Source organism: Streptomyces sp. NPDC107522 (assembly GCF_055657525.1).
Genome location: NZ_JBVKAU010000012.1, coordinates 84,847 through 108,558, shown reverse-complemented (window position 1 = coordinate 108,558; position 23,712 = coordinate 84,847). Strand labels below are relative to the sequence as shown.

The window sequence follows — 23,712 nt, the reverse complement described above, 5'->3', positions numbered from 1 at the left end:
CTTAGGTAAGCCTCACCTAACCTATCGAAGATCGAGCCGCACGCCAACCAGCCCCGTCGATGCGGTGCGATCTCTTTGCGGGCCGAGAGGCGATCAGGGTGCGATGACACCCAACAGCGCGCGGGCGCACAGGTCGCGCACCTGCTCGCGGGACAGGTCCGAGCCCCGCAGCCACTCCAGACAGACGGCGGTGGTGAACGCCAGCCAGCCCCGCACGGCGAGCCGGACGTCGGGCCGCTTCTCGAAGACCGGGCCGAACTCGGGGTCCGCCGCCATCGCCGTCAGGATCTGCTGCTCCTGTGCGGCCAGGGCGCGTTGGTAGACCTTGCGCACGGCCTGGTCGCCGGCGGCGTCGGCGCGGTGGAAGGCGCGGTAGCCGTGGGCGTGGGCCGCGACGTACTCCAGGAACGTGTCGAGGCCCGCGGGGAGCTGCTCGCGCACCGGGACTCCGGGCACGGCGGCCGTCATCCGCAGCATGCGCTCACTCTCCCGCTCGACGACGGCCGCGAAGAAGTCCCGCTTGGTCGGGAAGTAGTGATAGAGCAGCCCGCGCGAGACACCGGCGATCTCGGCGACCTGCTCGATCCACACGTCGTCGTACGGACTCTCCGAGAACAGCCGCGCCCCGACCGACAGGAGCTGCTCACGGCGCTCCTCGGTGCTGAGCCGACGGCGTGTGCGCTCGCCCTGGTTCGCGGCCATACCCGCACTTTACTTGACGTCGATTCAACAGCGGGACCACACTGAGCGCGTTATTGAACCCACGTACAACGAGCCCAACCTGCCGCTGGATCAAGGGAGATCGCGTCATGGCGGAGACGACGACCGGGAACGGACTGCCGAAGGGGTTCCGCAGCGCCGAGCAGGGCTGGCCGGAGCTGCACCGCATACCGCATCCCCCGCGCCGGCTCCCCCTGCTCGGCGATGTGCTCGGCGCCAGCCGGCGCACGCCCCTGCAGGACTCCCTGCGCTACGGCCGGGAGTTGGGGCCGATCTTCCGGCGCAGGGCGTTCAACAGGGAGTTCGTGTTCGTGTGGGGCGCCGCACTCGCGGCCGACATGGCGGACGAGTCGCGCTTCGCCAAGCATGTGGGGCTCGGCATAGCCAATCTGCGGCCGGTCGTCGGGGACGGCCTGTTCACGGCGTACAACCACGAGCCGAACTGGCAGCTGGCGCACGACGTGCTGGCCCCGGGGTTCAGCCGGGAGGCCATGGCGGGCTACCACCCGATGATGCTGGCCGTGGCCGGCCGGCTCATGGACCACTGGGACCGCGCGGTGGCGGCGGGCCGGGCGGTGGACGTGCCCGGCGACATGACCAAACTGACGCTGGAGACCATCGCCCGCACCGGGTTCGGCCATGACTTCGGCTCCTTCGAGCGCGCCCGTCCGCATCCCTTCGTGACGGCGATGGTCGGCACGCTCACCTACGCGCAGCGGCTCAACACCGTGCCGGCGCCGTTCCTGCTCCGGCGCGCCGCCCGTCGCAACGAGGCCGACATCGCGTACCTCAACCGCACGGTCGACGACCTGGTCCGCGCCCGTACCGCGAACGGGCCGGGCGACGGGGATCTGCTGGACCGGATGCTGGAGACGGCCCATCCTGAGACGGGCGAGCGGCTCTCCCCGCGGAACGTCCGCCGTCAGGTGATCACCTTCCTGGTGGCCGGCCACGAGACCACATCGGGCGCGCTCTCCTTCGCCCTGCACTACCTCTCCCGGCACCCGGACGTCGCGGCCCGCGCCCGGGCCGAGGTGGACCGTGTCTGGGGCGACACGGCGGTGCCCGCCTACGACCAGGTGGCGAGGCTCAGGTATGTGCGCCGGATACTCGACGAGTCCCTGCGGCTGTGGCCGACGGCGCCCGCCTTCGCCCGGGAGGCGCGCGAGGACACCGTGCTCGGCGGGGTCCATCCGATGCGCCGGGGCGCCTGGGCGCTGGTGCTGACAGCGATGCTGCACCGCGACCGCGAGGTCTGGGGCGCGGACGCCGAACGGTTCGATCCGGACCGCTTCGAGCCGGGGGCCGTGCGGACGCGTCCGCCGCACACCTTCAAGCCGTTCGGGACGGGGGCGCGGGCGTGCATCGGGCGGCAGTTCGCGCTGCACGAGGCCACGCTGGTGCTGGGTCTGCTGCTGCGCCGGTACGAGTTCCGGAGCGACCCGGCGTATCGGCTGCGGGTGACGGAGCGGCTGACGCTGATGCCGGAGGGGTTGCGGCTGGGGCTGGAGCGGCGGGCGGCCGCTCTTGCGTCTGCGGCGCCGGTTTCGTCCGGCGCGGATGAGGACGCGCCCTCAGAGCTCCGCTGTCCAGTGCGCCGGGCGGCCGACTGAGGCGGGCAGCCGGGTGCCCGCGCTGCCCCGGGCCGCGTTCAGCTGGGTCTGGGTCAGGAAGAAGGCGCCGGTCAGATCGGCGTCCGTGAGGTCGGTGTCGCGCAGGTCGGCACCGATGAGGTCCGCCCCGCGCAGGTCGGCGCCGGTGAGGTCGGCGGCTATGAGGTAGGCGCCGCGCAGGTTCGCGCCGCGCAGGTCGGCGCCCTTCAGCCGGGCGCCGATCAGGTCCGCGCCGCGCCGGTCCTTCTTGCGGCCGCGTACCCCCGCCCGCGCCAGCTCGCTGGTCCTCAGCAGGAGTGCGTTGACCTCCTGCCGATGGGCGGCCACGTCCAGCGCGCCGAGTTCTTCCGGGGTCCGCCGCGTGAGCTCCTCGGTGGCTTCCCTGATCGTGCGCAGCTCGGCCTGGAGGGGACGGGCGGCGGGCAGGGTGAGCGCCTCGGTCAGGTACCAGAGCAGTTCGTGGAGCTGGCGGACGACCGGGAAGACGTCGAACATCCGCCGGGCGTCTTCGCGGGAGCCGCTGCGCCAGTCCTGGCCCGCGAACGTGACCTGCGAGACCTTCTGCCCGGCGCCGAAGCAGTCGTAGACCGTGCAGCCGGTGAAGCCCTTCTGCCGGAGCCGGGCGTGGATGCCGCAGCGGTGGTCGTCCCGGAGGTTGCGGCAGGGTGTCCCGGCGTCCTTGTCGACGGCGAAGTCCGCCGAGGCGGCGAAGGGCAGCGCGACACAGCACAGCCCGAAGCAGTTCGCGCAGTCTCCGCGCAGGTCCATGAGGTCGCCGGGGTGATCTTGCATGCCACCAAGCCTAATGGCCCCCCGGAACGAAACCTCACCGATGAGATTCCGCCGCTGTGGGGGTCCTCTCATACAACGGAAAACAACCTCGGCTACCACTGGATAAGAGCCGACGGAATCAGGAGCAGCGCCCCGACGAGGAAACCGGAAAGACCGAGGAGACGTCATGTGCAGCCACCAGCCCGCGTGCCCCACTGCCGACAGCCCGGACCATCACGCCGCCGTCATCGTGTCGGCCCACCCCGAACAGGGCTGGAGCCTGCTGTGCAACGGCACCATCGTCTTCGACGACACCGGTGAACTCCTGCCGGACGGGCGGGTCGTGGACCCGCACCGCACGGTCGGCACGCTCGCTGTGGCCGCCTGACCCCAGCCGCCTGACTCGGACGCCCCCTCAGCCGCCGAGCTCCGGCAGATCGAGGCGGGCCAGCCGCTCGGGGTCGGCCAGGATGTACATCTCGGTGATCCGGCCGTCGGCGATGGTGACGCCCATGACCGACAGTGGCTGTCCGTCCTGCACGCCGACGACGCCGACCTCCCCGTTGACCAGCGCGAACTGTGCGTACTGCGCGAACTGCCGGAACAGCATCGCCTGTTCGGCCACCGGCTTCGCGCCGCGCACCACCTTGGACACCGCGACACCGCCGACCAGGGGCCCGGAGTCGGCCCGCAGCACCACCTCGGGGTCGAGGACGGCGAGGAGTGCCTCGAAGTCGCCCGCGCGGGCGGCCGCCATGAAGGCGTCGAGGACCTGCCGCTGTCTGCCGCGGTCGGGCTCGGCCGACGGCGTGGCGCCCTTCACCCGGCGCCGGGCGCGGCTGGCCAGCTGCCGCGTCGCGGCCGAACTGCGCTCCACGATCGGGGCGATGTCGTCGAACGGCACCGCGAACATGTCGTGGAGAACGAACGCGATCCGCTCGGCGGGCTCCAGCGTCTCCAGCACCACCAGCAGGGCCAGGCCCACCGAGTCGGCCTGGAGCACCTCCTGTTCCGGGTCGATCGTCGACAGCGGGCGGATCACGGGGTCCGGGACGAAGGTGTCGTCCAGCGGCTCCTCGTGGCGCCGCGTGCGCGAGCGCAGCATGTCCAGGCAGACCCGGCCGACCACGGTGGTCAGCCAGCCGCCCAGGTTCTCGATGTCGTCCGCGTCGCTGCGGCTCAGCTTCAGCCAGGCCTCCTGGACGGCGTCCTCCGCCTCGGCCAGTGAGCCGAGCATGCGGTAGGCGACCGCCTTGAGATGGCCGCGGTGCTCCTCGAAGCGGTCCGCCAGCAGATCCGTCCCGTTCACGTCTCCCCCTCCGTGATGATCTTCGAGCAGGCTAGCGGCCGAACAGTTCGAACGCCACGGCCGGCTTCCCGCCGAACCGCTCCCCCGTCGCCTCCGCGTGCGAGGTGAGGAAGCCGCGGACGTACGTCTCCGGGTCCTCGTCCGTCAACACCTCGATGTAGGTGCGGTGTTCGAGCAGCGAGCGCACCGCCCGCTCCAGCCCGGCCGTCGCGTCCACCGCGTGCGTGGGCGTGCTGGACCCGGCGACGGCGACCCAGCGGACGCCGTTCCACGGCTGAAGGCCCTGCTCAATGAGGTCCGGGAAGATCCAGCGGTTGCCCGCGTCCCCGGCCGCGTCCAGCGTGGCCCGGCCGACCGCCACATGGTCCGGGGTGTTCCAGGCGACGCCGCCCCAGGTGTCCCGGTGGTTGAGGGTGATCACCAGCTCGGGCCGGTGCCGGCGGATCGCGGCGGCGATGTCGCGGCGCAGGGCGGTGCCGTACTCGATCACGCCGTCCTTGTGGTCGAGGAACTCCACCTCCGACACTCCCACGACGGCCGCGCTGGCCCGCTGCTCGCGTTCGCGCAGCGGACCGCACTTCGCGGGATCCAGGGTGTCGATGCCGGCCTCGCCCCGCGTCGCCAGGACGTAGGTGACCTCGCGTCCGGCATCGGTCCAGGCGGCGATCGCCGCCGAGCAGCCGTACTCGAGGTCGTCCGGGTGCGCTACGACGGCGAGCGCGCGCTGCCAGTCGTCGGGCATGGGCTTCAGCTGAGTGATCGTCGGCTCGGTCATGCCCGCACCCTAACGCGTGACTCCGACATCACGCTTCGTCACGGGTGAGCGCCAGCAGCCGGTCCAGGACACGCGGGCCGCCGGCCCGTACGCCGTCGTGCTCGAACTCGTCGGTGACCCAGGTGCGCAGGCCCCGGATCGCGCGGGCGGTGGCGAGGGAGTGGGCGGTGTCGACGTACATGTCGTCGTGGTAGACGGCCGCGGCGACCGGCACCTCGTTGGCGGCGAGCCGCGCGGAGTCGTACAGGGGCTTCCAGTCGGTGCGGGCGGCGAGGAGTTCGGCGGTCTCGCGCAGGGGGCGCAGCGCCGGGTCGCAGTCGAACATCCAGGGGTGGATGGTCTCGCCGGTGAACAGCAGCGGCCCGTCGCCCGCGAGGGTCTTGGCCGCGTCGAACTGCGGGAACTCGGCGCGGACCCGCTCGGCGGACCAGGCCGTCGGGCGCGCGTCCTGGCCGTAGATCGCCTCGTGGACGAGGGCGTACAGCGGGTGGCTCGCGTACGACAGCAGGCCCTGCGCCTGCTCCTGGAACTCGTCGGAGAGTTCCGGGCCGTGCGGGGTGCGGACGAAGGCGTGTTCCAGGAGGTAGTGCAGGCGGTGGCTGCCCTCGCTGCCACCGAGCAGGATGCCCAGCGACTGGAAGGCCTCGGCGGTGAGGCGGTAGCCGTTCGGCAGGACGACGTCGTTCGCCAGGAGGTGGTCGGCGATACGGCGAGCTCGCTCGACGTCCTGCGGGTAGCGGGCGTAGTGCGCGGCGACCTTGCGCTCGATGCGCGGGTAGGCCGCGCGGTAGACGTCGTCGGCCTGGGCGTCGAGGGAGGGCAGGCCGCCGGTGACGACGGCGGCGGTCAGGCCCTCGGGGGCGGTGGAGAGGTAGTTGACCGTGCAGAAGCCGCCGAAGCTCTGGCCGAGAACGGTCCAGGGGGCGCCGCCGGTCACCTCGCGGCGGATCGCCTCGCAGTCGCGGACGATCGAGTCGGCGCGGAAGTGCGTGAGGTAGTCGGCCTGTGCGGCGGGGCCGCCGCGCAGCGGGAGTGTCTGGCGGTTGGCGGGCGTGGAGTGGCCGGTGCCGCGCTGGTCCAGGAGCAGGACGCGGAACTCCTTCAGCGCGCGGCCGAGCCAGGCGCCTTTGCCGACGAAGCGGTTCGCGCCGAAGCCGGGGCCGCCCTGGAGGTAGACCAGCCACGGCAGTTCCTGGTGCGCCTTGTCGCTCGCGACGACCTCACGGGCGTAGAGCTCGATCGTCTCGCCCTTCGGGGCGTCGTGATCGAGGGGCACGCTGAAGTGGCGGTCGGTGAGGACGACGCCGGGCTGGCGGTAGGTCGCGGTCAACAGGTCTCCCGGGACGAAGGACTTTCGGGACGCGTCCCAGTTCAGCACATGGTCGTCCGGCATCCGACCCCTTGGATCATGAAATCCTGCTGAACCCCGGATCAGCGGGCCGACAGGCTGGACCGCCGCACGACCAGCTCGGGCTGGAGGACGACGCGCCGGTGCTCGTGCTTCTTCGCCCCGGTCTCCTCCTCCGTCTCCTCCAGCAGCATCTCCGCGGCGAGGGTGCCCATGGTGACCGCGGGCTGCCGTACGGAGGTGAGGGGGACGGCCGCGGCGGCCGCGAACTCGATGTCGTCGTAGCCGACGATCGCCAGGTCGTCGGGGACGCCGACGCCCGCGGCGTACATGGCCTGGAGCACGCCGAGGGCGAGCAGGTCGTTGGCGCAGAAGACGGCGGAGGGGCGCTCGGCGAGACCGAGCAGGCGGGCGCCGGCGTCCCGGCCCGCGGCGACGTCGAGCCGCTCGGTGGGCAGTTCGCGCAGGTGCTCGGGGCCGAGGCCGGCCTCCTCCAGCGCCTTCAGGGCGCCCGTGCGGCGGTCGCGGACCTGGTTGAGGCCGGGCGGGCCGCTGACGTACGCGATGGAGCGGTGTCCGGCGTCGACGAGATGCCGTACGGCGAGTGCGCCGCCCGCGACGTCGTCGACGGAGACCGAGCACTCGGTGGTGCCCTCGGCGACCCGGTCGACGAGGACGAAGGGGATGTTGTGCCGCCGAAACGTCTCGATGTTGCGGCCGGTGGCGTCGGCGGGGGTCAGCAGGACGCCCCGCACCCGCTGCTCGGCGAAGAGCGACAGATAGTCGGCCTCCTCGCTCGGACTCTGCGCGCTGTTGCAGACCATCACGCCGAGCCCGGCCTCGCGCGCGGCCCGCTCGGCGCCGCGCGCCACGTCGACGAAGAAGGGGTTGCCCATGTCGAGGACGAGCAGCCCCATGATCCGGCTGCGGCCCGCGCGCAGCTGGCGCGCGGACTCGCTGCGGACATAGCCCAGCCGGTCTATCGCGGACTGCACCCGCGCCCGGGTCTCGGTCGCGACCGTGTCCGGACGGTTGATGACGTTCGAGACCGTGCCGACGGAGACTCCGGCGGCGCGGGCGACGTCCTTGATACCCACCGACTGGGTCATCGGGCAGAGACCTCCAGGAAGACGTGTACGACGTGGGGCGGCGGGAAGGCCTTCACATTACCGTCAAGCCGCCCACAACGGCTGCGATCAGGCAGGCAGGCGGAAGTTGAGGTTACGCAGCGCCGAGGGCGTCGTACCGCTGGACTTCTCCTGGTACATGATCGACAGGAAGTTGTCCTGTCCGACCCGCGTCTCGTCGATGACGACCTCGCCGAAGGCGTTCAGCCCGGCGGTGACGCCGTCGTACAGCATCGTCCAGTCCGTGTACCCGGAGGCCTTGGAGGCTCCGGCGATGCGGCAGAACGGGAAGATCGCGTACGCGTTGTCGTACTTGTCCAGGATCAGCTTGGTGCGCTGGCTGGAGTTCAGCGGGACCGGGATCTCGGTCTTCTGCCAGGTGCCGGAGGAGTTCTTGCGGACGTGGAAGGCGCGGCCGTTGGCGGTGCGGTCGGCGACGTAGTTCGTGGTGCACTGACCGAAGCGGCCCGGTACGTAGCTGATGATCGCGTGCGGCAGGCCCGCGGAGTCGGTGAACTGGCTCTCCTGGTTCATCAGGGAGTGGTCCGGGTTGAGCGCGTCGATCACCAGCCCGCCGTCGGTGACGGCGACCTTGTCGGAGCCGCCGGTGGTGCCGACGACGGTGCCCGCGTTGTTGCGCCAGGTGCGGCCGCGGTCGTCGGAGTAGACGTAGCCGGTGTCGTGGTTGGTGATGCCGCCGCTGGAGCACATCACGGCGCCGTTCTGCTCGCGCCAGGTGAAGAAGGAGTGCAGCCGGCCGTTCTTGTCGTAGTCGATGCCGTGCAGGTACATGTTGCGGGCCGTGGAGGAGCCGTGCTCGCTGGTGTACGTGCCGGTGGAGCTGGACCACTCGCCGAGGTTGGTCCAGGTCGAGCCGTTGTACTCGGCGAGGGCGTTGCGGCCGTTGCCGGAGACGGCCACCCGGTAGCTGAGCTGCAGCTTGCCCTCGGGGGTCGAGATGAACTGCGGGTAGGTGAACTGCGAGGTGAGGGCGAGCCCGTCCAGGGTGGACTGGGGGGCGCCGAAGCGGCTCGCGGTCCAGCTCAGGCCGGCCGGGTTGTCCATGAGACCCGCGACCGACTTGACGTAGGTGAAGCCGTCGCTGTGCGAGTCCATGTTGAGGTGGAGACGGCCGTCGACCTTGGAGACGCCCATGGAGATCACGTTGTGGGAGTCGTTGTAGCGGAGCGTGTGCCCGACCTTGACGGTGGACCAGGTGCTGGAGCCGAGGACGCGGCGGCCGACGACGGCGTTGCGGTCGGCGGTGTACCAGACCGCGTACTGGTAGCCCTTGTAGGTCAGCAGGCCGTTCTTCTGGAACGAGTTGTTGTTGACCAGGCCGTCGTACGAGACGAAGAAGATGGCCTGGGTGTCGAGCGTGGTGGTGCCGGTCAGGGTGACCGAGGGGCCGGGGTCGGCGGCGCGGGCGGTGCCGGCGGCGAGGGCGGGGGTCATGACGGCTCCGGCGAGGGCGGCGCTCAGCAGCGTGCGTCTCTTCATCTCGGGGGACTCCGTTGTCGGCGAGGTGCGGGGATGGAACCTTCAGGGGTCAGGCGAGGTGGAACACTTCCGTGAGCGGTTTCATGGCCTCGTCGGGCCGGGCGCCGTCCAACGACTCGAAGAACGGCGCCATCTCCGCCTGCCAGCGGGCGTTGACGTCGGTGGCTTCCATACCGGCCACAGCGGCTGCGAAGTCCTCGGTCTCCAGGTAGCCGACCAGCAGGCCGTCCTCACGCAGGAAGAGCGAGTAGTTGTGCCACCCGGTGGCCCGCAATGCGTCGAGCATCTCGGGCCACACGGCGGCGTGCCGCTCGCGGTACTCGTCGAGGCGGTCCGCCCTGACCTTCAGCAGGAAGCACACGCGCTGCATCAACAACCCTCCGGATGTCAGAAGTTGTACTGGTCGATGTTCTTGGCGTCGAAGACGGTCGGCTTGCCGAGGCTGATCACACCGTCCTTGCCGATGGTGAACTCGCCCATGTCGCCGGCCTTGAAGGTCTCGCCCTCCTTGCCGGTGATCTGCCCGGAGACCAGCGCGACGGCGGTACGGGCGGCCAGCTCACCCAGCTTCGCCGGGTCCCACAGCTCGAAGCCCTCGACCGTGCCGTTCTTGACGTACTTGCGCATGTCGTTCGGGGTGCCGAGGCCGGTCAGCTTGACCTTGCCCTTGTACTTGGAGCCCGACAGGTACTGGGCGGCGGCCTTGATGCCGACGGTGGTCGGGGAGATGATCCCCTTCAGGTTCGGGTACTCCTGGAGCAGGCCCTGGGTCTGCTGGAAGGACTTCTGGGCGTCGTCGTCACCGTAGGCGACCTTGACGAGCTTGATGTCCTTGTACTTGGGGTCCTCCAGCTCCTTCTTCATGAAGTCGATCCAGACGTTCTGGTTCGTCGCGGTCTGCGCGGCGGACAGGATCGCGATCTCGCCCTTGTAGCCGATCTGCTCGGCGAGCAGCTGCACCTCGGTGCGGCCGAGGTCCTCGGCGGAGGCCTGCGAGACGAAGGCGTTGCGGCAGTCGGCGGTGGTGTCGGAGTCGTAGGTGACGACCTTGATGCCGTTCTTCATGGCCTGCTTGAGCGCGGTGCACAGGGCGCCCGGGTCCTGCGCGGAGACGGCCATCGCGTCGACCTGCTGCTGGGTGAGCGTGTTGACGTACGACACCTGCCCGGCGGTGTCCGTCGCGCTGGACGGGCCGACCTCCTTGTAGCTGGAGCCCAGCTCCTTCAGGGCCGCCTCGCCGCCCTTGTCGGCGGAGGTGAAGTAGGGGTTGTTGACCTGCTTGGGCAGGAAGCCGACGGTCAGCCCCTTCTTCAGCTCGGCGTTCGGGTCGGCCTTCCCGGCGGAGGCGGCGGAGGCGCCCTCGCTCTTGACGTCCTCCTTGGTGGTGCCGCCGCAGGCGGTGAGGGCCAGGGCGAGGGAGGTTCCGGCGGCGAGGGCCGCGCAGGTACGGCGGAGGGATGACTTGCGCATGGCGGGTTCCTTTTAACGAAGGGTGAGAGGTAGCGCCCCTTCAGGGGCGCGGGGCTGTTTCGATATGCGGCTACCGCCGCGTGGGCGCGACCAGCCACAGACGGCCGGCAGATCGGGGACGGCCTTACGAGCCGAGTGATTGCGCTCTACGGCCCGCCCGCGCGACGGCGATCTGCCGAGCGACCCGAGGACCGAGAACCGAGAGAACGAGCAGTACGCCGGTGACGACGATCTGCGACTGCGCGGAGACGTCCTGGAGGCTCATGACGTTCTGCAGCGCGCCCAGCAGGAACACCCCGGCGATCGCACCGCCCAACGTGCCCTTGCCACCGTCGAAGTCGATGCCGCCCAGCAACACCGCAGCCACGACGGAGAGTTCCAACCCCGTGGCGTTGTCGTACCGCGCACTGGCGTAGTGCAGCGCCCAGAAGATTCCGGTGAGCGAGGCCATCAGCCCCGTCACCGTGAACAGGATCAGCTTCTGCCGCTTGACGCGGATGCCGGCGAAGCGGGCGGCCTCCTCGCTGGCGCCGGTCGCGAAGATCGACCGCCCGAACGGGGTGGCGTGCAGCGCGACCACGGCGATCGCGAGCAGGACGAGGAAGGGCAGGAAGGCGTACGGGATGAACGTGTCGCCGATGCGTCCGGCCGCGAAGTCCAGGTACTGCGTCGGGAAGTCGGTCACCGCGTCCGAGCCGAGCACGATCTGCGCGATGCCGCGGTAGGCGGCGAGCGTGCCGATGGTGACGGCGAGGGACGGCAGGCCCAGCCTGGTCACCAGCAGACCGTTGATCAACCCGCACACCACGCCGAGCAGCAGACAGATCGGAATGATCGTTTCGATCGTCATGCCCTGGTTCCACAGGGCGCCCATCACGGCGCCGGAGAGACCGGCGGTGGAGGCGACCGAGAGATCGATCTCGCCCGAGACGACCAGGAGCGTCACCGGCAGCGCGATCAAAGCGATCGGAAGAGTGTTCCCGATCAGGAACGACAGGTTGAGAGCGTTTCCGAAACCATCGACCGTTCCGAAGGACAGCAGGAGCACGACGATCAGAAGCGCACCCACGACGGTGTCCCAGCGGATCGCTCGGCTCAGGGAGAAGTCAGCCATGACGGGCGTTCCTCTTCTTCAGGGCGGAGGCCACGCGCACCGCGACGATCCGGTCGACGGCGATGGCGAGGAGGAGCAGGATGCCGTTGATCGCAAGCACCCAGACGGAGCTGACACCGAGGGCGGGCAGCACGCTGTTGATGGAGGTCAGCAGCAGCGCGCCGAGGGCCGCGCCGTAGACGCTGCCGGAGCCGCCGGTGAAGACGACGCCGCCGACGACGACCGCGCTGACGACGGTGAGTTCGTAGCCGTTGCCCGTGCCGGAGTCGACGTTGCCGAAGCGGGCCAGGTACATGGCGCCCGCGAGTCCGGCCAGCGCACCGCAGAAGGTGTACGCGGCCAGGATCCGCTTGCGCACCGGGATACCGGCGAGGCGGGCGGCCTCCGGGTTGGAGCCGAGGGCGTACAACTCCCGGCCGCTGCCGTACTGCTTGAGGTAGTACGCGGTCGCCACCAGGACGGCGAGGGCGATAAGCGCCAGCCACGGCACCGCGGAGACGCCGCCCGAGCCGAAGTCGACGAAGCCGTCCGGAAGGTCGGCCGCCGTGATCTGCCGGGAGCCGACCCAGATCGAGTCGATGCCTCGGATGATGTAGAGCGTGCCGAGGGTGACCACGAGTGCGGGCACCTGGCCGAGGCTGACGAGGAGGCCGTTCAGCAGGCCGAAGCCGATGCCCATCAGGACCGCCAGGAGCACGGCCACGACCGGGTTCCCGCCGCCCTGGAGATACGTACCGGCGGCGAAGGCGCTGATGCCGAGCGTGGAGCCGACGGACAGGTCGACGTTCCTCGTGATCACCACCAGGGACTGGCCCGTGGCGACCAGGACGAGGATCGTCGCGTTCAGGAGCAGGTCCTTGATGCCCTGCTCGGTGAGGAATTCGCTGTTGCCCAGTTGGGTGACGACGATCATCACCACGAAGACGACCAGGATGGCGAGTTCGCGCATCTTGAACACGCGGTCGACGAGCCGCGTGCCGCTGGACTTGGGCACGTCGGCGACGGGGGCTTGGTTCGGGGTGGTCACCGTCATGCGGCGGCCCTCCCCGTGGCTGCGGCCATCACGGTTTCCTCGGTGGCTTCGGAGCGTGGGATCTCGGCGGTGAGGCGGCCCTCGTGCATCACGAGCACGCGGTCGGCCATACCGAGGATCTCGGGCAGGTCGGAGGAGATCATCAGGACAGCCACGCCGTCGGCGGCCAGCTCGCTGAGCAGCCGGTGCACCTCGGCCTTGGTGCCGACGTCGATGCCACGGGTGGGCTCGTCGACGATCAGCACCTTGGGGCCGGTGGCGAGCCACTTGGCGAGGACGACCTTCTGCTGGTTGCCGCCGGACAGGGTCGACACGGCGTCGGCGATGCGGGCGTACTTGACCTGGAGCTTGACGGCCCAGTCGAGGGAGCGGCTGCGTTCGGCGCCGCGGTCCATCAGGCCGGCCTTGACGGTCGTACGAAGGCCGGTGAGGCCGATGTTGCGCTCGATGGACATGTCCATCACCAGGCCCTGGGCGCGCCGGTCCTCGGGGACGAGTGCGAGGCCGGAGGCCATGGCGGTGGACGGGGCGCCGTTGATCAGGGCCTTGCCGCCGACGGAGACCTCGCCGGCGTCCCAGCGGTCGATGCCGAACACGGCCCGCGCGACCTCGGTTCGGCCCGCGCCGACGAGCCCCGCGAGGCCGACGATCTCTCCGCGCCGTACATCGAAGGAGACGTCGGTGAAGACGCCCTCGCGGGTCAGCCGGCGCACGCTCAGGGCGACTTCGCCCGGCTTCACGTCCTGCTTGGGGTACAGCTCGTCGAGGTCGCGGCCGACCATCCGGCGGACCAGGTCGTCCTCGGTCATGCCGTCCAGCGGCTCGCTGGCGATCCAGGCGCCGTCGCGCAACGTCGTGACCCGCCGGCAGATCTGGAAGATCTCCTCGAGCCGGTGGGAGATGAACAGGACGGCGGCGCCTTGTTCGCGCAGGGTGCGGACGACGCCGAAGAGACGGGCGACCTCGCTGCCGGTGAGGGCGGCGGTGGGCTCGTCCATGATCAGGACGCGGGCGTCGAAGGAGAGCGCCTTGGCGATCTCGACGATCTGCTGGTCCGCGATGGACAGTCCGCGGGCGGGGCGGTCGGGGTCGAGCTCGACGCCGAGGCGCTGCATCAGCGCCAGCGTCGCCTCGTGGGTGGCCTTGTGGTCGATGCGGCCGAGGGCGCGGCGCGGCTGGCGGCCCATGAAGATGTTCTCGGCGATCGACAGGTCGGGGAAGAGGGTCGGCTCCTGGTAGATCACGGCGATGCCGGCGTCGCGGGCGTCACCGGGGCCGTGGAAGACGACGGGCGCTCCGTCGAGCAGCACCTGGCCCGCGTCGGGCCGGTGCACGCCGGCGAGCGTCTTGATCAGGGTCGACTTGCCCGCGCCGTTCTCGCCGGCGAGGGCGTGCACCTCCCCGGGAAACAGCTCCAGGGAGACGTCCCGCAGGGCGCGGACCGCGCCGAAGGACTTCGAGATGTCCCTGAGCGCCAGAACCGGGGCCGGACCCGTGGTGGACGGGTGGGTCATGGGGGCTCCTCGACGACGCCGGCGGGACGGGCCTCTCGGCGTCGTGAAAGGTTTCAACTTGGTTGCCGGGACGTTAGGCATGGAGCGCATGTCACGTCAATGGGTCCGTGTCGAAAAAATTTCGATGAACGAAGGTCACGGCCGAGTCACGAGAAAGAGCCTTGGTCGCGGGGCTTGACACCCCTCCGGGCGGCTCATACGTTCCCGTCTTGAATCGTTTCACAGCGAAGCGCTTTCAGAAGACTTCCGTCTGATCTCCGTTCCGACGTCACAGGAGCCCTCAGTGACCGAGCTCGCCGCGGTGAAGGCCGCACTCAAGACCCAGGCAGTCGAAACGCCGTCGTGGGCGTACGGGAACTCGGGGACGCGGTTCAAGGTCTTCGCCCAGCAGGGCGTTCCACGCACGCCGCGGGAGAAGTTGGAGGACGCGGCAAAGGTGCACGCGTTCACCGGAGTTGCGCCGACCGTCGCGCTGCACATCCCGTGGGACAAGGTCGACGACTATGCCGCGCTGGCGAAGTTCGCCGAGGAGCGGGGCGTGAAGCTGGGGGCGATCAACTCCAACACCTTCCAGGACGACGACTACAAGCTGGGCAGCATCTGTCATCCGGATGCGGTGGTGCGGCGCAAGGCCGTCGATCACCTGCTGGAGTGCGTCGACATCATGGACGCGACGGGGTCGCGGGATCTGAAGCTGTGGTTCGCGGACGGCACGAACTATCCCGGCCAGGATGATGTTCGGGCGCGGCAGGATCGGCTGGCCGAGGGGCTGGCCGAGGTGTATGAGCGGCTCGGGGACGGGCAGCGGATGCTGCTGGAGTACAAGTTCTTCGAGCCGGCGTTCTACACGACCGATGTGCCGGACTGGGGGACGGCGTATGCGCACTGCCTCAAGCTCGGCGAGAAGGCGCAGGTCGTTGTCGACACCGGGCATCACGCTCCCGGGACCAACATCGAGTTCATCGTCGCGACGCTGCTGCGGGAGGGGAAGCTCGGGGGGTTCGACTTCAACTCTCGGTTCTATGCGGACGATGACCTGATGGTCGGGGCCGCGGATCCGTTCCAGTTGTTCCGGATCATGTACGAGGTCGTGCGTGGGGGTGGGTTCTCGCCCGAGGTCGCGTTCATGCTCGACCAGTGCCACAACATCGAGGCGAAGATTCCGGCGATCATCCGGTCGGTGATGAACGTGCAGGAGGCCACGGCGAAGGCGCTGCTCGTTGACCGGGAGGCGTTGGCCGCAGCCCAGCAGGCCGGCGATGTGCTCGGCGCCAACGCCGTGCTCATGGATGCGTACAACACGGACGTGCGGCCGCTGCTTGCCGAGGTGCGGGAAGAGATGGGTCTCGATGGCGACCCCATTGCCGCGTACCGCCGGTCCGGGTGGGCCGAGAAGATCGTGGCTGATCGGGTTGGTGGGGAGCAGGCCGGGTGGGGGGCGTAAGCGTCTGCCGAGTTCTGTTGTCTGCGGGGTGCGGGCCGTGTGTGGCTGGTCGCGCAGTCCCCCGCGCCCCTGTGGGATCGGCGCTGCGCGCCTGATCCCCACGCCCCCAATGGGCCCCTCTGGAACACGTACGGACTCTTCACCTAAGGACTGAAACCACATGGCTCCCCATCCCGAAGCCGCCGCCCTCCTCGCTCGCTCCCGTCGGCTCGGCTCCGACCCCCGCAACACCAACTACGCCGGCGGAAACGCGTCCGCCAAAGGCATCGACACCGACCCCGTCACCGGTGGTGACGTCGAGCTGATGTGGGTCAAGGGGTCCGGGGGCGACCTCGGCACTCTCACCGAGGGCGGGCTGGCCGTGCTGCGGCTGGACCGTATGCGGGCGCTCGTCGACGTCTATCCGGGCGTCGAGCGTGAGGACGAGATGGTCGCCGCCTTTGATTACTGCCTGCACGGCAAGGGTGGGGCCGCTCCGTCCATCGACACCGCCATGCACGGGCTCGTCGAGGCCGCGCACGTCGATCATCTGCACCCCGATTCCGGGATAGCGCTCGCCTGTGCCGCCGACGGGGAGAAGCTGACCGCGGAGTGTTTCGGGGACAGCGTGGTGTGGGTGCCGTGGCGGCGGCCCGGGTTCCAGCTGGGGCTCGACATCGCCGCCGTGAAGGCCGCCAATCCGCAGGCCATCGGGTGCATCCTCGGGGGGCACGGCATCACCGCCTGGGGTGACACCTCCGAGGAGTGTGAGCGGAACTCGCTGCACATCATCCGGACCGCCGAGGCCTTCCTCGCGGAGAAGGGGAGGGCTGAGCCCTTCGGGCCGGTGATCGAGGGGTACGCGGCGCTTCCCGAGGGCGAGCGGCGGGAGCGGGCCGCCGCCCTGGCGCCGTACATCCGGGCGATCGCCTCTCAGGACAGGCCTCAGGTCGGGCACTTCAACGACTCCGAGGTCGTGCTCGACTTCGTCGCGCGGGCCGAGCACCCGAGGCTGGCCGCGCTCGGCACCTCGTGCCCGGATCACTTCCTGCGGACCAAGGTGCGGCCGCTGGTCCTCGATCTGCCGCCGACCGCGCCGCTGGACGAGGCGATCGCCCGGCTCAAGGAGCTGCACGCCGAGTACCGGGAGGAGTACGCCGCCTACTACCAGCGGCACGCCGAGCCCGACTCCCCCGCCATGCGCGGCGCCGACCCGGCGATCGTGCTCGTGCCGGGGGTCGGCATGTTCAGCTTCGGCAAGGACAAGCAGACCGCCCGGGTCGCGGGTGAGTTCTACGTCAACGCCATCAATGTGATGCGGGGCGCCGAGGCAGTCTCTGCGTACGCGCCCATCGAGGAGTCCGAGAAGTTCCGGATCGAGTACTGGGCGCTCGAGGAGGCCAAGCTTCAGCGGATGCCGAAGCCCAAGCCGCTGGCGACCCGGGTGGCCCTGGTGACCGGTGCCGGCAGCGGGATCGGGAAGGCCATCGCGCGTCGGCTCGTCGGCGAGGGCGCCTGTGTGGTCGTGGCCGACCTCAACGGTGACAACGCCCAGGCCGTCGCCGAGGAGCTCGGCGGGCCCGACAAGGCCGTCGCCGTGACCGTCGACGTCACCTCCGAGGAGCAGATCGCCGACGCCTTCAAGGCTGCCGTGCTGGCCTTCGGCGGGGTTGACCTGGTCGTCAACAACGCCGGGATCTCCATCTCGAAGCCGCTGCTGGAGACCTCGGCCAAGGACTGGGACCTCCAGCACGACATCATGGCGCGCGGTTCCTTCCTCGTGTCGAGGGAGGCGGCGCGCGTGATGACCGCGCAGGGGCTGGGCGGCGACATCGTCTACATCGCCTCGAAGAACGCCGTCTTCGCCGGGCCCAACAACATCGCCTACTCGGCCACCAAGGCCGACCAGGCCCACCAGGTGCGGCTGCTGGCCGCCGAGCTCGGCGAGCACGGCATCCGTGTCAACGGCGTCAACCCGGACGGTGTCGTGCGCGGGTCGGGGATCTTCGCCGGTGGGTGGGGTGCCCAGCGTGCCGCCGTGTACGGGGTCGAGGAGGAGAAGCTGGGTGAGTTCTACGCCCAGCGGACCATCCTCAAGCGCGAGGTGCTCCCGGACCATGTCGCCAACGCCGTCTTCGCCCTGACCGGCGGCGACCTCACCCACACCACCGGGCTGCACATCCCGGTCGACGCCGGCGTCGCGGCCGCCTTCCTGCGGTGAGCGCGGCCGTGAAGTCGTACGCCGCGGTCGACCTCGGCGCGTCCAGCGGGCGTGTCATGGTCGGCCGTGTCGGCCCGGACTCGCTGGAGCTGAGCGAGGCGCACCGCTTCCCGAACCGGCCGGTCCGGGTACCGGAAGGGCTGCGCTGGGACGTGCTCGCCCTGTACGCGGGTGTCCTGGAGGGGCTGAAGTCGGCCGGACAGGTCGACTCCGTCGGCATCGACAGCTGGGCCGTGGACTACGGTCTGCTCGACGCCGACGGGGCGCTGCTCGGCAACCCCGTGCACTACCGGGACTCGCGGACCGAGGGCGTCGCGGAGAAGGTGTGGGCGACCGTACCGGCCGCCGAACTGTACGCGGCGACGGGCCTGCAGTACGCCCCCTTCAACACCCTGTACCAGCTGACGGCAGCCCGTGAGACACAGCAACTGGCCCACGCCCGGCGCCTGTTGCTCATCCCCGACCTGCTGACGTACTGGCTCACCGGCGAGCAGGGCACCGAGCTCACCAACGCCTCCACCACCCAGCTCATCGACCCACGGACGCGCGAATGGTCGTACGACATCGCCTCCCGGCTGGGCATCGGCCTGGACGTGTTCGCGCCGCTCAGGCAACCCGGCGATCCCGCGGGGCTGCTGCGTGACGAGGTGCTGGAGGAGACCGGGCTCGCCGGTCCCGTGCCGGTCACGGCGGTCGGCTCGCACGACACCGCGTCCGCCGTGGCCGCCGTCCCGGCGGACGGCGAGCGGTTCGCGTACATCTGCACCGGTACCTGGTCTCTGGCGGGGCTGGAGCTGACCGCCCCCGTGCTGACCGAGGAGAGCCGGGCCGCCAACTTCACCAATGAGCTGGGGCTGGACGGCACGGTCCGGTATCTGCGGAACATCATGGGGTTGTGGCTGCTCCAGGAGTGCGTACGGGCCTGGGGCGACCCCGACCTGGGCGGGCTGCTGCTCGACGCGTCCAAGGTGCCGGCGCTGCGGTCGGTCGTGGACGCGGGCGACGCGGCGTTCCTGGCGCCGGGGCGGATGCCGGAGCGGATCGCCGAGGCGTGCCGGGCGTCGGGGCAGCCGGTGCCCGCCTCGCCCGCCGAGATCACGCGGTGCATCCTCGACTCGCTCGCTCTCGCGCACCGCAGGGCGATCGCGGACGCGCAGCGGCTGGCCGGCCATCCCGTCGACGTCGTGCATGTCGTCGGCGGTGGGACCCGCAACGCCCTGCTGTGCCAGCTGACCGCCGACGCCTGCGGGCTGCCGGTGGTGGCCGGCCCGACCGAGGCCGCCGCCCTCGGGAACGTCCTCGTCCAGGCGCGTGCCCACGGGCTGGTCGGCGACCTCGCGGACGGTCGGCGCCTGCTCACCCGTACGCAGCCGTTGACGCGGTACGAGCCGCGGGGGGACGCGGCACGCTGGGACGAGGCGGAGACCCGGCTCACCCGACGGTGAGCGGGGTCTCCCCCGGGCCGCGCGCCCGCACTACCCTGCACTCATCCGATGATCGATCACAAGGAGCCGCGATGCGTGTCGCCCTGTTCCTGACCTGTGTCAACGACACGCTCTATCCGGACACCGGGCGCGCCGTGGTGAAACTGCTGACCAGGCTGGGCGTCGAGGTCGACTTCCCGATGGCGCAGACCTGTTGCGGGCAGGCCCACTACAACACCGGATACCGGCACGAGGCCGAGCCGCTCGCCCGGCATTTCTCCGATGTCTTCGGGGAGTACGAGGCGATCGTCACCCCGTCCGGGTCGTGCGGGGCGATGGTGCGGGAGCTGTATCCGCGGATGGGTGAGCGGGCGCGGGCCGAGGGGCGTGGCGACACGCTCGCTGCGACTCTCGCGCCGGTGGTGCCGAAGACGTACGAGCTCACGGAGTTCCTGGTGGACGTGCTGGGGGTGACGGACGTGGGCGCCCACTACCCGCACAAGGTGACGTACCACCCGACCTGCCACGGCCTGCGCGGGCTCGGTCTCGGCGACCGGCCCCGGCGGCTGCTCCAGGCCGTCAAGGGGCTCGAGTTGGTCGAGTTGCCGGGGGCCGAGGAGTGCTGCGGCTTCGGCGGCACCTTTGCGCTCAAGAACTCCGATGTCTCGGCCGCGATGGGCGCGGACAAGGTGCGCAACGCCGAGGCGACGGGCGCCGAGGTGCTGTGCGCGGCCGACAACTCCTGTCTGATGCACATCGGCGGGACCATGGCCCGGCTCAGTACGGGCATGCGGCCGGTGCACATCGCGGAGATCCTGGCGAGCACGGAGGAGGAGCCGACGGTATGAGTGGGACGTTCGTCGGGATGCCGGCGTTTCCGAAGGCCGCGCACGAGGCCGTGCACGACGCGACCCTGCGCGGCAACCTCCGCCACGCCACGCACACCATCCGCGCCAAGCGGGCGAAGGCCGTCGCCGAGGTGTCGGACTGGGCGGCACTGCGCGAGGCCGGAAAGCGGATCAAGGACCATACGCTGCGTCATCTCGACCGGTATCTCGTGCAGTTGGAGGAGTCGGTCACGGCGGCGGGCGGCGTCGTCCACTGGGCCGCCGACGCCGACGAGGCCAACCGGATCGTGGCCGATCTCGTCAAGGCGACCGGTGAGTCGGAGGTCGTCAAGGTCAAGTCGATGGCCACCCAGGAGATCGGCCTCAACGAGGCCCTCGAAGCGGAGGGCATCCGCGCCTACGAGACCGATCTCGCCGAGCTGATCGTGCAGTTGGGCAAGGACCGGCCCTCGCACATCCTCGTCCCCGCCATCCATCGCAACCGGGGCGAGATCCGGGACATCTTCCGGAGCGAGATGGGCGAGTGGGGCCGCCCGGCACCGGAAGGCCTGACCGACACACCCGCCGAACTCGCCGAGGCGGCGCGCCTGCACCTCCGTGAGAAGTTCCTGCGGGCCAAGGTCGGCATCTCCGGCGCCAACTTCATGGTCGCCGAGACCGGCACGCTGGTGGTCGTGGAGTCCGAGGGCAACGGGCGGATGTGCCTGACCCTGCCCGAGACGCTGATCTCGGTCGTCGGCATCGAGAAGATCGTGCCCACCTGGCGGGACCTGGAGGTGTTCCTGCAGACGCTCCCCCGCTCCTCCACCGCCGAGCGCATGAATCCGTACACCTCCACCTGGACCGGTACGACCGACGGGGACGGGCCGCACAACTTCCACCTGGTCCTCCTCGACAACGGCCGTAGCGACACACTCGCCGACGAGGTCGGCCGCCAGGCCCTCCGCTGCATCCGCTGCTCGGCGTGCCTGAACGTCTGCCCGGTGTACGAGCGGGCCGGCGGGCACGCGTACGGGTCGGTCTACCCGGGGCCGATCGGCGCCATCCTCAGCCCTCAACTCCGGGGCGTGACCAGCGAGATCGACGCCTCGCTGCCGTACGCGTCGTCGCTGTGCGGCGCCTGCTACGAGGTGTGCCCGGTCGCCATCGACATCCCCGAGGTGCTGGTGCATCTGCGGGAACGGGTCGTCGAGGGCGGTCAGGTGACGGCACAGGGCAACAGGGTGGTGCTGAAACCCGCGAAGGGGCACGCCGCCGAGCGGGCCGCGATGCGGGCGGCGCGCTGGGCGTTCAGCCGTCCCGGCGCCCTGCGCGCCGGTCAGCGGCTGGCCTCGCGCACGCGGCGCCTGCATCCGCGGTCGCTGCCGGGGCCGGGCAAGGCGTGGAGCGGGACCCGGGATCTGCCGGCGGTGCCCAAGGAGCCGTTCCGGGACTGGTGGCAGCGGACGAACGGCGGGAAGGACGGCGCCAAGTGAGCAGCAGGGAACGGATTCTCGGACGGGTGCGGCGCGCTCTCGCCGACGTACCGGACGAACGGCAGGACGACACTCCCCCAGTGCCTGAACGGCCTGGGAGGGACCCACACTACGAGCAGGCGGTTCCGCGTGACTACCTGCGGGAGCACGGGGAGCGGAGTGTCGAGGAGACGGTCGATCTGCTGGCCGAGAACCTGGCGGACTACCGGGCGATCGTGCACCGCTGCACCGCCGCCGATCTCCCCGCCACCATCGCCGGGATGCTCGCCGCGCGCGGCGCGAAGACGGTGCTCGTGCCGCCGGGGCTGGAGGCCGGGTGGCTCGCGGCGACCGATGCCGAGCGGATCGCGGACCGGGCGAAGAGCACGCCGCACGAGCTGGACCAGGTCGACAGCGTGGTCACAGCGTGTGCGGTCGCTGTGGCCGAGACCGGAACCCTCGTCCTGGACGGCTCCCCCGACCAGGGCCGTCGCCGTATCACCCTCGTCCCCGATCACCACATCTGTGTCGTACGGGTCCCGGACCAGGTCGTCTCCTCCGTCCCGCAGGCCCTCGAACGCCTCGACCCGGCCCGCCCGTCGACGTGGATCTCCGGTCCGTCGGCGACCAGCGACATCGAGCTGGACCGGGTCGAGGGGGTGCACGGTCCGCGCACCCTGGAGGTGGTGCTGGTGGCCGGTCAGGCTGATCCGGCGAGTTCCGACGTCACGTCGTAGCGGCCGGACGGGAGTCGGTAGGAGGATCAGGAACCCTTGCCCGGTCGCCTCGTCGAGTCGCGGCTCAGGATGCCGAAGGCCCACCGTTCGTTGAAGCCCGCCACGAAGCCGACGGCGCACCAGAAGCCCCAGAACTCGGTGCCGGCGGCGGCCGCTCCCGGGTTTCCGGCCAGGCAGATCTCGGCCGTGGTGGCGGGCGGCTCGAAGACGGTCATGATGCCGCCGCTGAGCAGGAAGTAGACGGCGAGGGCGAGGATCCAGCCGACGAACACCCGGTAGACGCCCTCGTGGCGCATGCTGCGGGCCATCTGGCCGGGGACGACGATGCCCTCGCGCCCGTTGGTCTGACGGCGCGCCAGCTGGTCCGCGCTTCCCCGCAGCCGTACGAGCACACTGAGCACGGCCCCGAACGCGCCGACGCCACCGCTCACGAACGCGCCCAGCAGGCTCCAGCGGTTGGTGCAGTTCAGCATCACGCCCAGGGCGCCGAGCAGGTCGGCTCCCCAGAGCAGCGGAACCGCGAGCAGCGCGAGGCCGACGGCCGAGCCCATGGCGAGTCCGATGTTGAGCCCGCGGCTGACGGCGGTCGCGCTGTCCTGCGCGAGCCGGCCCCTCAAGTCGGCGATCTCCTGGTCGAGATACTCGGTCAGGTACTCGTTGGGCTTGGGATCGCCCAGCCGAGGATCACTCAGAGCGTTGCCGAGCACCCGCACCACGGTGACCCGCGCCGACACGCGCGTCCTGCGCTCGAAGGCGCGCTGCGAGGCGCCGTAGAGAAGCTGCAACTGCAGCTGCTGTTCGGGATAGAGATCGCCGAACTGCACATACGCAGGCTCGAAACCGGTCGGCACGACCTCCGTCAGCCCTTCGGGCCACAACTCGGTGTCCGCCCCCTGGATCGACTCCCGCAATCCCCGCCACCACGCATGGCGACGTCCCCCGCTGTCCGTCATGAGCTACCTGTACCGCCGGCGGACCCAACCGGGGAAGCCACGCAAGGCACCAGTACGGTCACCGACGTCACGGAGCCATGACCTCCGCTCACCGTCGGATGTAGACGATCGGGCTCCCCGAGCTCAGCGCCGCCTGAACCACATCAACTGGGTGGCATCCCGCTTCGTGACTGCGGCCAAGCTTGATCGCATCCGCGCGCTGGACACCAGGCGGGAACTGGTGGACGGCGACCACGAGACGGCTCGCGAGCGGGCGGCGGCCATGGTGCGCCACGACGGCATCCGGCTGCTCGAGGACAGCCTGGACATCGAGACCTGCGAGGGCGCGGCAACCATGGGAAGTCAGGAAGGCGGAGGC

Annotated in this window: 21 protein-coding genes and 1 pseudogene; 9 read left to right on the top strand and 13 right to left on the bottom strand. The window is 70.3% G+C overall.

Going from position 1 to position 23,712, the window contains the following annotated elements:
- Window positions 1–93: 93 nt before the first annotated feature.
- Window positions 94–702 (bottom strand): TetR/AcrR family transcriptional regulator, encoded by a 609-nt coding sequence (locus tag ACZ7L6_RS31135; RefSeq protein ID WP_471929626.1) that lies wholly within the window; start codon window positions 700–702, stop codon window positions 94–96.
- 107 nt (window positions 703–809) lie between these two features.
- Here ACZ7L6_RS31135 and ACZ7L6_RS31130 point away from each other — a divergent pair, with 107 nt between their 5' ends.
- On the top strand, window positions 810–2,333 hold the full coding sequence (locus tag ACZ7L6_RS31130; RefSeq protein WP_471929624.1) for a cytochrome P450: 1,524 nt from the start codon (window positions 810–812) through the stop codon (window positions 2,331–2,333).
- Here ACZ7L6_RS31130 and ACZ7L6_RS31125 read toward each other — a convergent pair.
- The gene (locus ACZ7L6_RS31125; protein ID WP_471929622.1) at window positions 2,295–3,125 is read right to left on the bottom strand and encodes a pentapeptide repeat-containing protein; all 831 of its coding nucleotides are present in this window, start codon (window positions 3,123–3,125) and stop codon (window positions 2,295–2,297) included. The two genes, ACZ7L6_RS31130 and ACZ7L6_RS31125, sit on opposite strands and share 39 nt — an antisense overlap.
- Window positions 3,126–3,291: 166 nt before the next feature.
- On the opposite strand from ACZ7L6_RS31125, the gene ACZ7L6_RS31120 reads away from it, so the two are divergent.
- On the top strand, window positions 3,292–3,492 hold the full coding sequence (locus ACZ7L6_RS31120) for a DUF5999 family protein (protein ID WP_433052899.1): 201 nt from the start codon (window positions 3,292–3,294) through the stop codon (window positions 3,490–3,492).
- Between the two features lie 27 nt (window positions 3,493–3,519).
- Here ACZ7L6_RS31120 and sigJ read toward each other — a convergent pair whose 3' ends face one another.
- From sigJ to ACZ7L6_RS31070, 10 genes are all read right to left on the bottom strand, one after another.
- On the bottom strand, window positions 3,520–4,413 hold the full coding sequence (gene sigJ / locus ACZ7L6_RS31115) for an RNA polymerase sigma factor SigJ (protein WP_471929620.1): 894 nt from the start codon (window positions 4,411–4,413) through the stop codon (window positions 3,520–3,522).
- 31 nt (window positions 4,414–4,444) lie between these two features.
- Window positions 4,445–5,188, bottom strand: a complete 744-nt coding sequence (locus ACZ7L6_RS31110) for a PIG-L deacetylase family protein (RefSeq protein WP_471929618.1) — start codon at window positions 5,186–5,188, stop codon at window positions 4,445–4,447.
- Window positions 5,189–5,216: 28 nt separating this feature from the next.
- A complete protein-coding gene (locus ACZ7L6_RS31105; RefSeq protein WP_471929865.1) occupies window positions 5,217–6,518 on the bottom strand; it encodes an alpha/beta fold hydrolase in 1,302 nt (433 codons plus the stop codon).
- Between the two features lie 101 nt (window positions 6,519–6,619).
- On the bottom strand, window positions 6,620–7,645 hold the full coding sequence (locus tag ACZ7L6_RS31100) for a LacI family DNA-binding transcriptional regulator (protein WP_471929616.1): 1,026 nt from the start codon (window positions 7,643–7,645) through the stop codon (window positions 6,620–6,622).
- Between the two features lie 87 nt (window positions 7,646–7,732).
- Window positions 7,733–9,163 carry a BNR repeat-containing protein gene (locus ACZ7L6_RS31095; RefSeq protein WP_471929614.1) on the bottom strand — a complete coding sequence of 477 codons (1,431 nt, stop codon included), beginning with the start codon at window positions 9,161–9,163 and terminating at the stop codon, window positions 7,733–7,735.
- Between the two features lie 49 nt (window positions 9,164–9,212).
- Window positions 9,213–9,533, bottom strand: a complete 321-nt coding sequence (locus ACZ7L6_RS31090) for an L-rhamnose mutarotase (protein ID WP_003995764.1) — start codon at window positions 9,531–9,533, stop codon at window positions 9,213–9,215.
- A 17-nt stretch (window positions 9,534–9,550) separates the two neighbouring features.
- The gene (gene rhaS / locus ACZ7L6_RS31085; protein WP_471929612.1) at window positions 9,551–10,633 is read right to left on the bottom strand and encodes a rhamnose ABC transporter substrate-binding protein; all 1,083 of its coding nucleotides are present in this window, start codon (window positions 10,631–10,633) and stop codon (window positions 9,551–9,553) included.
- A 124-nt stretch (window positions 10,634–10,757) separates the two neighbouring features.
- Window positions 10,758–11,747, bottom strand: coding sequence for an ABC transporter permease (locus tag ACZ7L6_RS31080; protein ID WP_471929610.1), 990 nt, complete (start codon window positions 11,745–11,747; stop codon window positions 10,758–10,760).
- Window positions 11,740–12,780 (bottom strand): ABC transporter permease, encoded by a 1,041-nt coding sequence (locus tag ACZ7L6_RS31075; RefSeq protein ID WP_471929608.1) that lies wholly within the window; start codon window positions 12,778–12,780, stop codon window positions 11,740–11,742. Before ACZ7L6_RS31075 ends, ACZ7L6_RS31080 begins: the two co-directional genes overlap by 8 nt.
- A complete protein-coding gene (locus ACZ7L6_RS31070; protein WP_471929606.1) occupies window positions 12,777–14,294 on the bottom strand; it encodes a sugar ABC transporter ATP-binding protein in 1,518 nt (505 codons plus the stop codon). The genes ACZ7L6_RS31075 and ACZ7L6_RS31070 overlap by 4 nt, the downstream gene beginning before the upstream one ends.
- A 283-nt stretch (window positions 14,295–14,577) precedes the next feature.
- Here ACZ7L6_RS31070 and rhaI point away from each other — a divergent pair, with 283 nt between their 5' ends.
- From rhaI to ACZ7L6_RS31040, 6 genes are all read left to right on the top strand, one after another.
- Entirely contained in the window at window positions 14,578–15,738 is a 1,161-nt protein-coding gene (rhaI, locus tag ACZ7L6_RS31065) for an L-rhamnose isomerase (protein ID WP_471929604.1), read from the top strand.
- Window positions 15,739–15,898: 160 nt separating this feature from the next.
- A complete protein-coding gene (locus ACZ7L6_RS31060) occupies window positions 15,899–17,938 on the top strand; it encodes a bifunctional aldolase/short-chain dehydrogenase (RefSeq protein ID WP_471929602.1) in 2,040 nt (679 codons plus the stop codon).
- 8 nt (window positions 17,939–17,946) lie between these two features.
- A complete protein-coding gene (locus ACZ7L6_RS31055) occupies window positions 17,947–19,383 on the top strand; it encodes a rhamnulokinase (RefSeq protein WP_471929863.1) in 1,437 nt (478 codons plus the stop codon).
- A gap of 71 nt (window positions 19,384–19,454) precedes the next feature.
- On the top strand, window positions 19,455–20,210 hold the full coding sequence (locus ACZ7L6_RS31050) for a (Fe-S)-binding protein (protein ID WP_471929600.1): 756 nt from the start codon (window positions 19,455–19,457) through the stop codon (window positions 20,208–20,210).
- A complete protein-coding gene (locus ACZ7L6_RS31045; RefSeq protein WP_471929598.1) occupies window positions 20,207–21,685 on the top strand; it encodes a LutB/LldF family L-lactate oxidation iron-sulfur protein in 1,479 nt (492 codons plus the stop codon). Before ACZ7L6_RS31050 ends, ACZ7L6_RS31045 begins: the two co-directional genes overlap by 4 nt.
- Complete coding sequence (locus tag ACZ7L6_RS31040) at window positions 21,682–22,401, top strand: LutC/YkgG family protein (RefSeq protein WP_471929596.1); 720 nt, start codon at window positions 21,682–21,684, stop codon at window positions 22,399–22,401. Before ACZ7L6_RS31045 ends, ACZ7L6_RS31040 begins: the two co-directional genes overlap by 4 nt.
- Before the next feature lie 26 nt (window positions 22,402–22,427).
- On the opposite strand, the gene ACZ7L6_RS31035 is transcribed toward ACZ7L6_RS31040, so the two are convergent.
- Window positions 22,428–23,354 carry a hypothetical protein gene (locus ACZ7L6_RS31035; RefSeq protein WP_471929594.1) on the bottom strand — a complete coding sequence of 309 codons (927 nt, stop codon included), beginning with the start codon at window positions 23,352–23,354 and terminating at the stop codon, window positions 22,428–22,430.
- A 151-nt stretch (window positions 23,355–23,505) separates the two neighbouring features.
- Here ACZ7L6_RS31035 and ACZ7L6_RS31030 point away from each other — a divergent pair.
- A pseudogene (locus ACZ7L6_RS31030) lies at window positions 23,506–23,694 on the top strand (threonine dehydratase); the annotation flags it as partial.
- Between the last annotated feature and the right edge of the window lie 18 nt (window positions 23,695–23,712).

Excerpts from the sequence above, each read along its gene's own strand:
- ACZ7L6_RS31135 (WP_471929626.1), bottom strand. The coding sequence starts at position 702 with ATGGCCGCGAACCAGGGCGAGCGCACACGCCGTCGGCTCAGCACCGAG.
- ACZ7L6_RS31130 (WP_471929624.1), top strand. The coding sequence starts at position 810 with ATGGCGGAGACGACGACCGGGAACGGACTGCCGAAGGGGTTCCGCAGC.
- ACZ7L6_RS31125 (WP_471929622.1), bottom strand. The coding sequence starts at position 3,125 with ATGCAAGATCACCCCGGCGACCTCATGGACCTGCGCGGAGACTGCGCG.
- ACZ7L6_RS31120 (WP_433052899.1), top strand. The coding sequence starts at position 3,292 with ATGTGCAGCCACCAGCCCGCGTGCCCCACTGCCGACAGCCCGGACCAT.
- ACZ7L6_RS31110 (WP_471929618.1), bottom strand. The coding sequence starts at position 5,188 with ATGACCGAGCCGACGATCACTCAGCTGAAGCCCATGCCCGACGACTGG.
- ACZ7L6_RS31100 (WP_471929616.1), bottom strand. The coding sequence starts at position 7,645 with ATGACCCAGTCGGTGGGTATCAAGGACGTCGCCCGCGCCGCCGGAGTC.
- ACZ7L6_RS31095 (WP_471929614.1), bottom strand. The coding sequence starts at position 9,163 with ATGAAGAGACGCACGCTGCTGAGCGCCGCCCTCGCCGGAGCCGTCATG.
- ACZ7L6_RS31090 (WP_003995764.1), bottom strand. The coding sequence starts at position 9,533 with ATGCAGCGCGTGTGCTTCCTGCTGAAGGTCAGGGCGGACCGCCTCGAC.
- rhaS (WP_471929612.1), bottom strand. The coding sequence starts at position 10,633 with ATGCGCAAGTCATCCCTCCGCCGTACCTGCGCGGCCCTCGCCGCCGGA.
- ACZ7L6_RS31080 (WP_471929610.1), bottom strand. The coding sequence starts at position 11,747 with ATGGCTGACTTCTCCCTGAGCCGAGCGATCCGCTGGGACACCGTCGTG.
- ACZ7L6_RS31075 (WP_471929608.1), bottom strand. The coding sequence starts at position 12,780 with ATGACGGTGACCACCCCGAACCAAGCCCCCGTCGCCGACGTGCCCAAG.
- ACZ7L6_RS31070 (WP_471929606.1), bottom strand. The coding sequence starts at position 14,294 with ATGACCCACCCGTCCACCACGGGTCCGGCCCCGGTTCTGGCGCTCAGG.
- ACZ7L6_RS31060 (WP_471929602.1), top strand. The coding sequence starts at position 15,899 with ATGGCTCCCCATCCCGAAGCCGCCGCCCTCCTCGCTCGCTCCCGTCGG.
- ACZ7L6_RS31050 (WP_471929600.1), top strand. The coding sequence starts at position 19,455 with ATGCGTGTCGCCCTGTTCCTGACCTGTGTCAACGACACGCTCTATCCG.
- ACZ7L6_RS31045 (WP_471929598.1), top strand. The coding sequence starts at position 20,207 with ATGAGTGGGACGTTCGTCGGGATGCCGGCGTTTCCGAAGGCCGCGCAC.
- ACZ7L6_RS31035 (WP_471929594.1), bottom strand. The coding sequence starts at position 23,354 with ATGACGGACAGCGGGGGACGTCGCCATGCGTGGTGGCGGGGATTGCGG.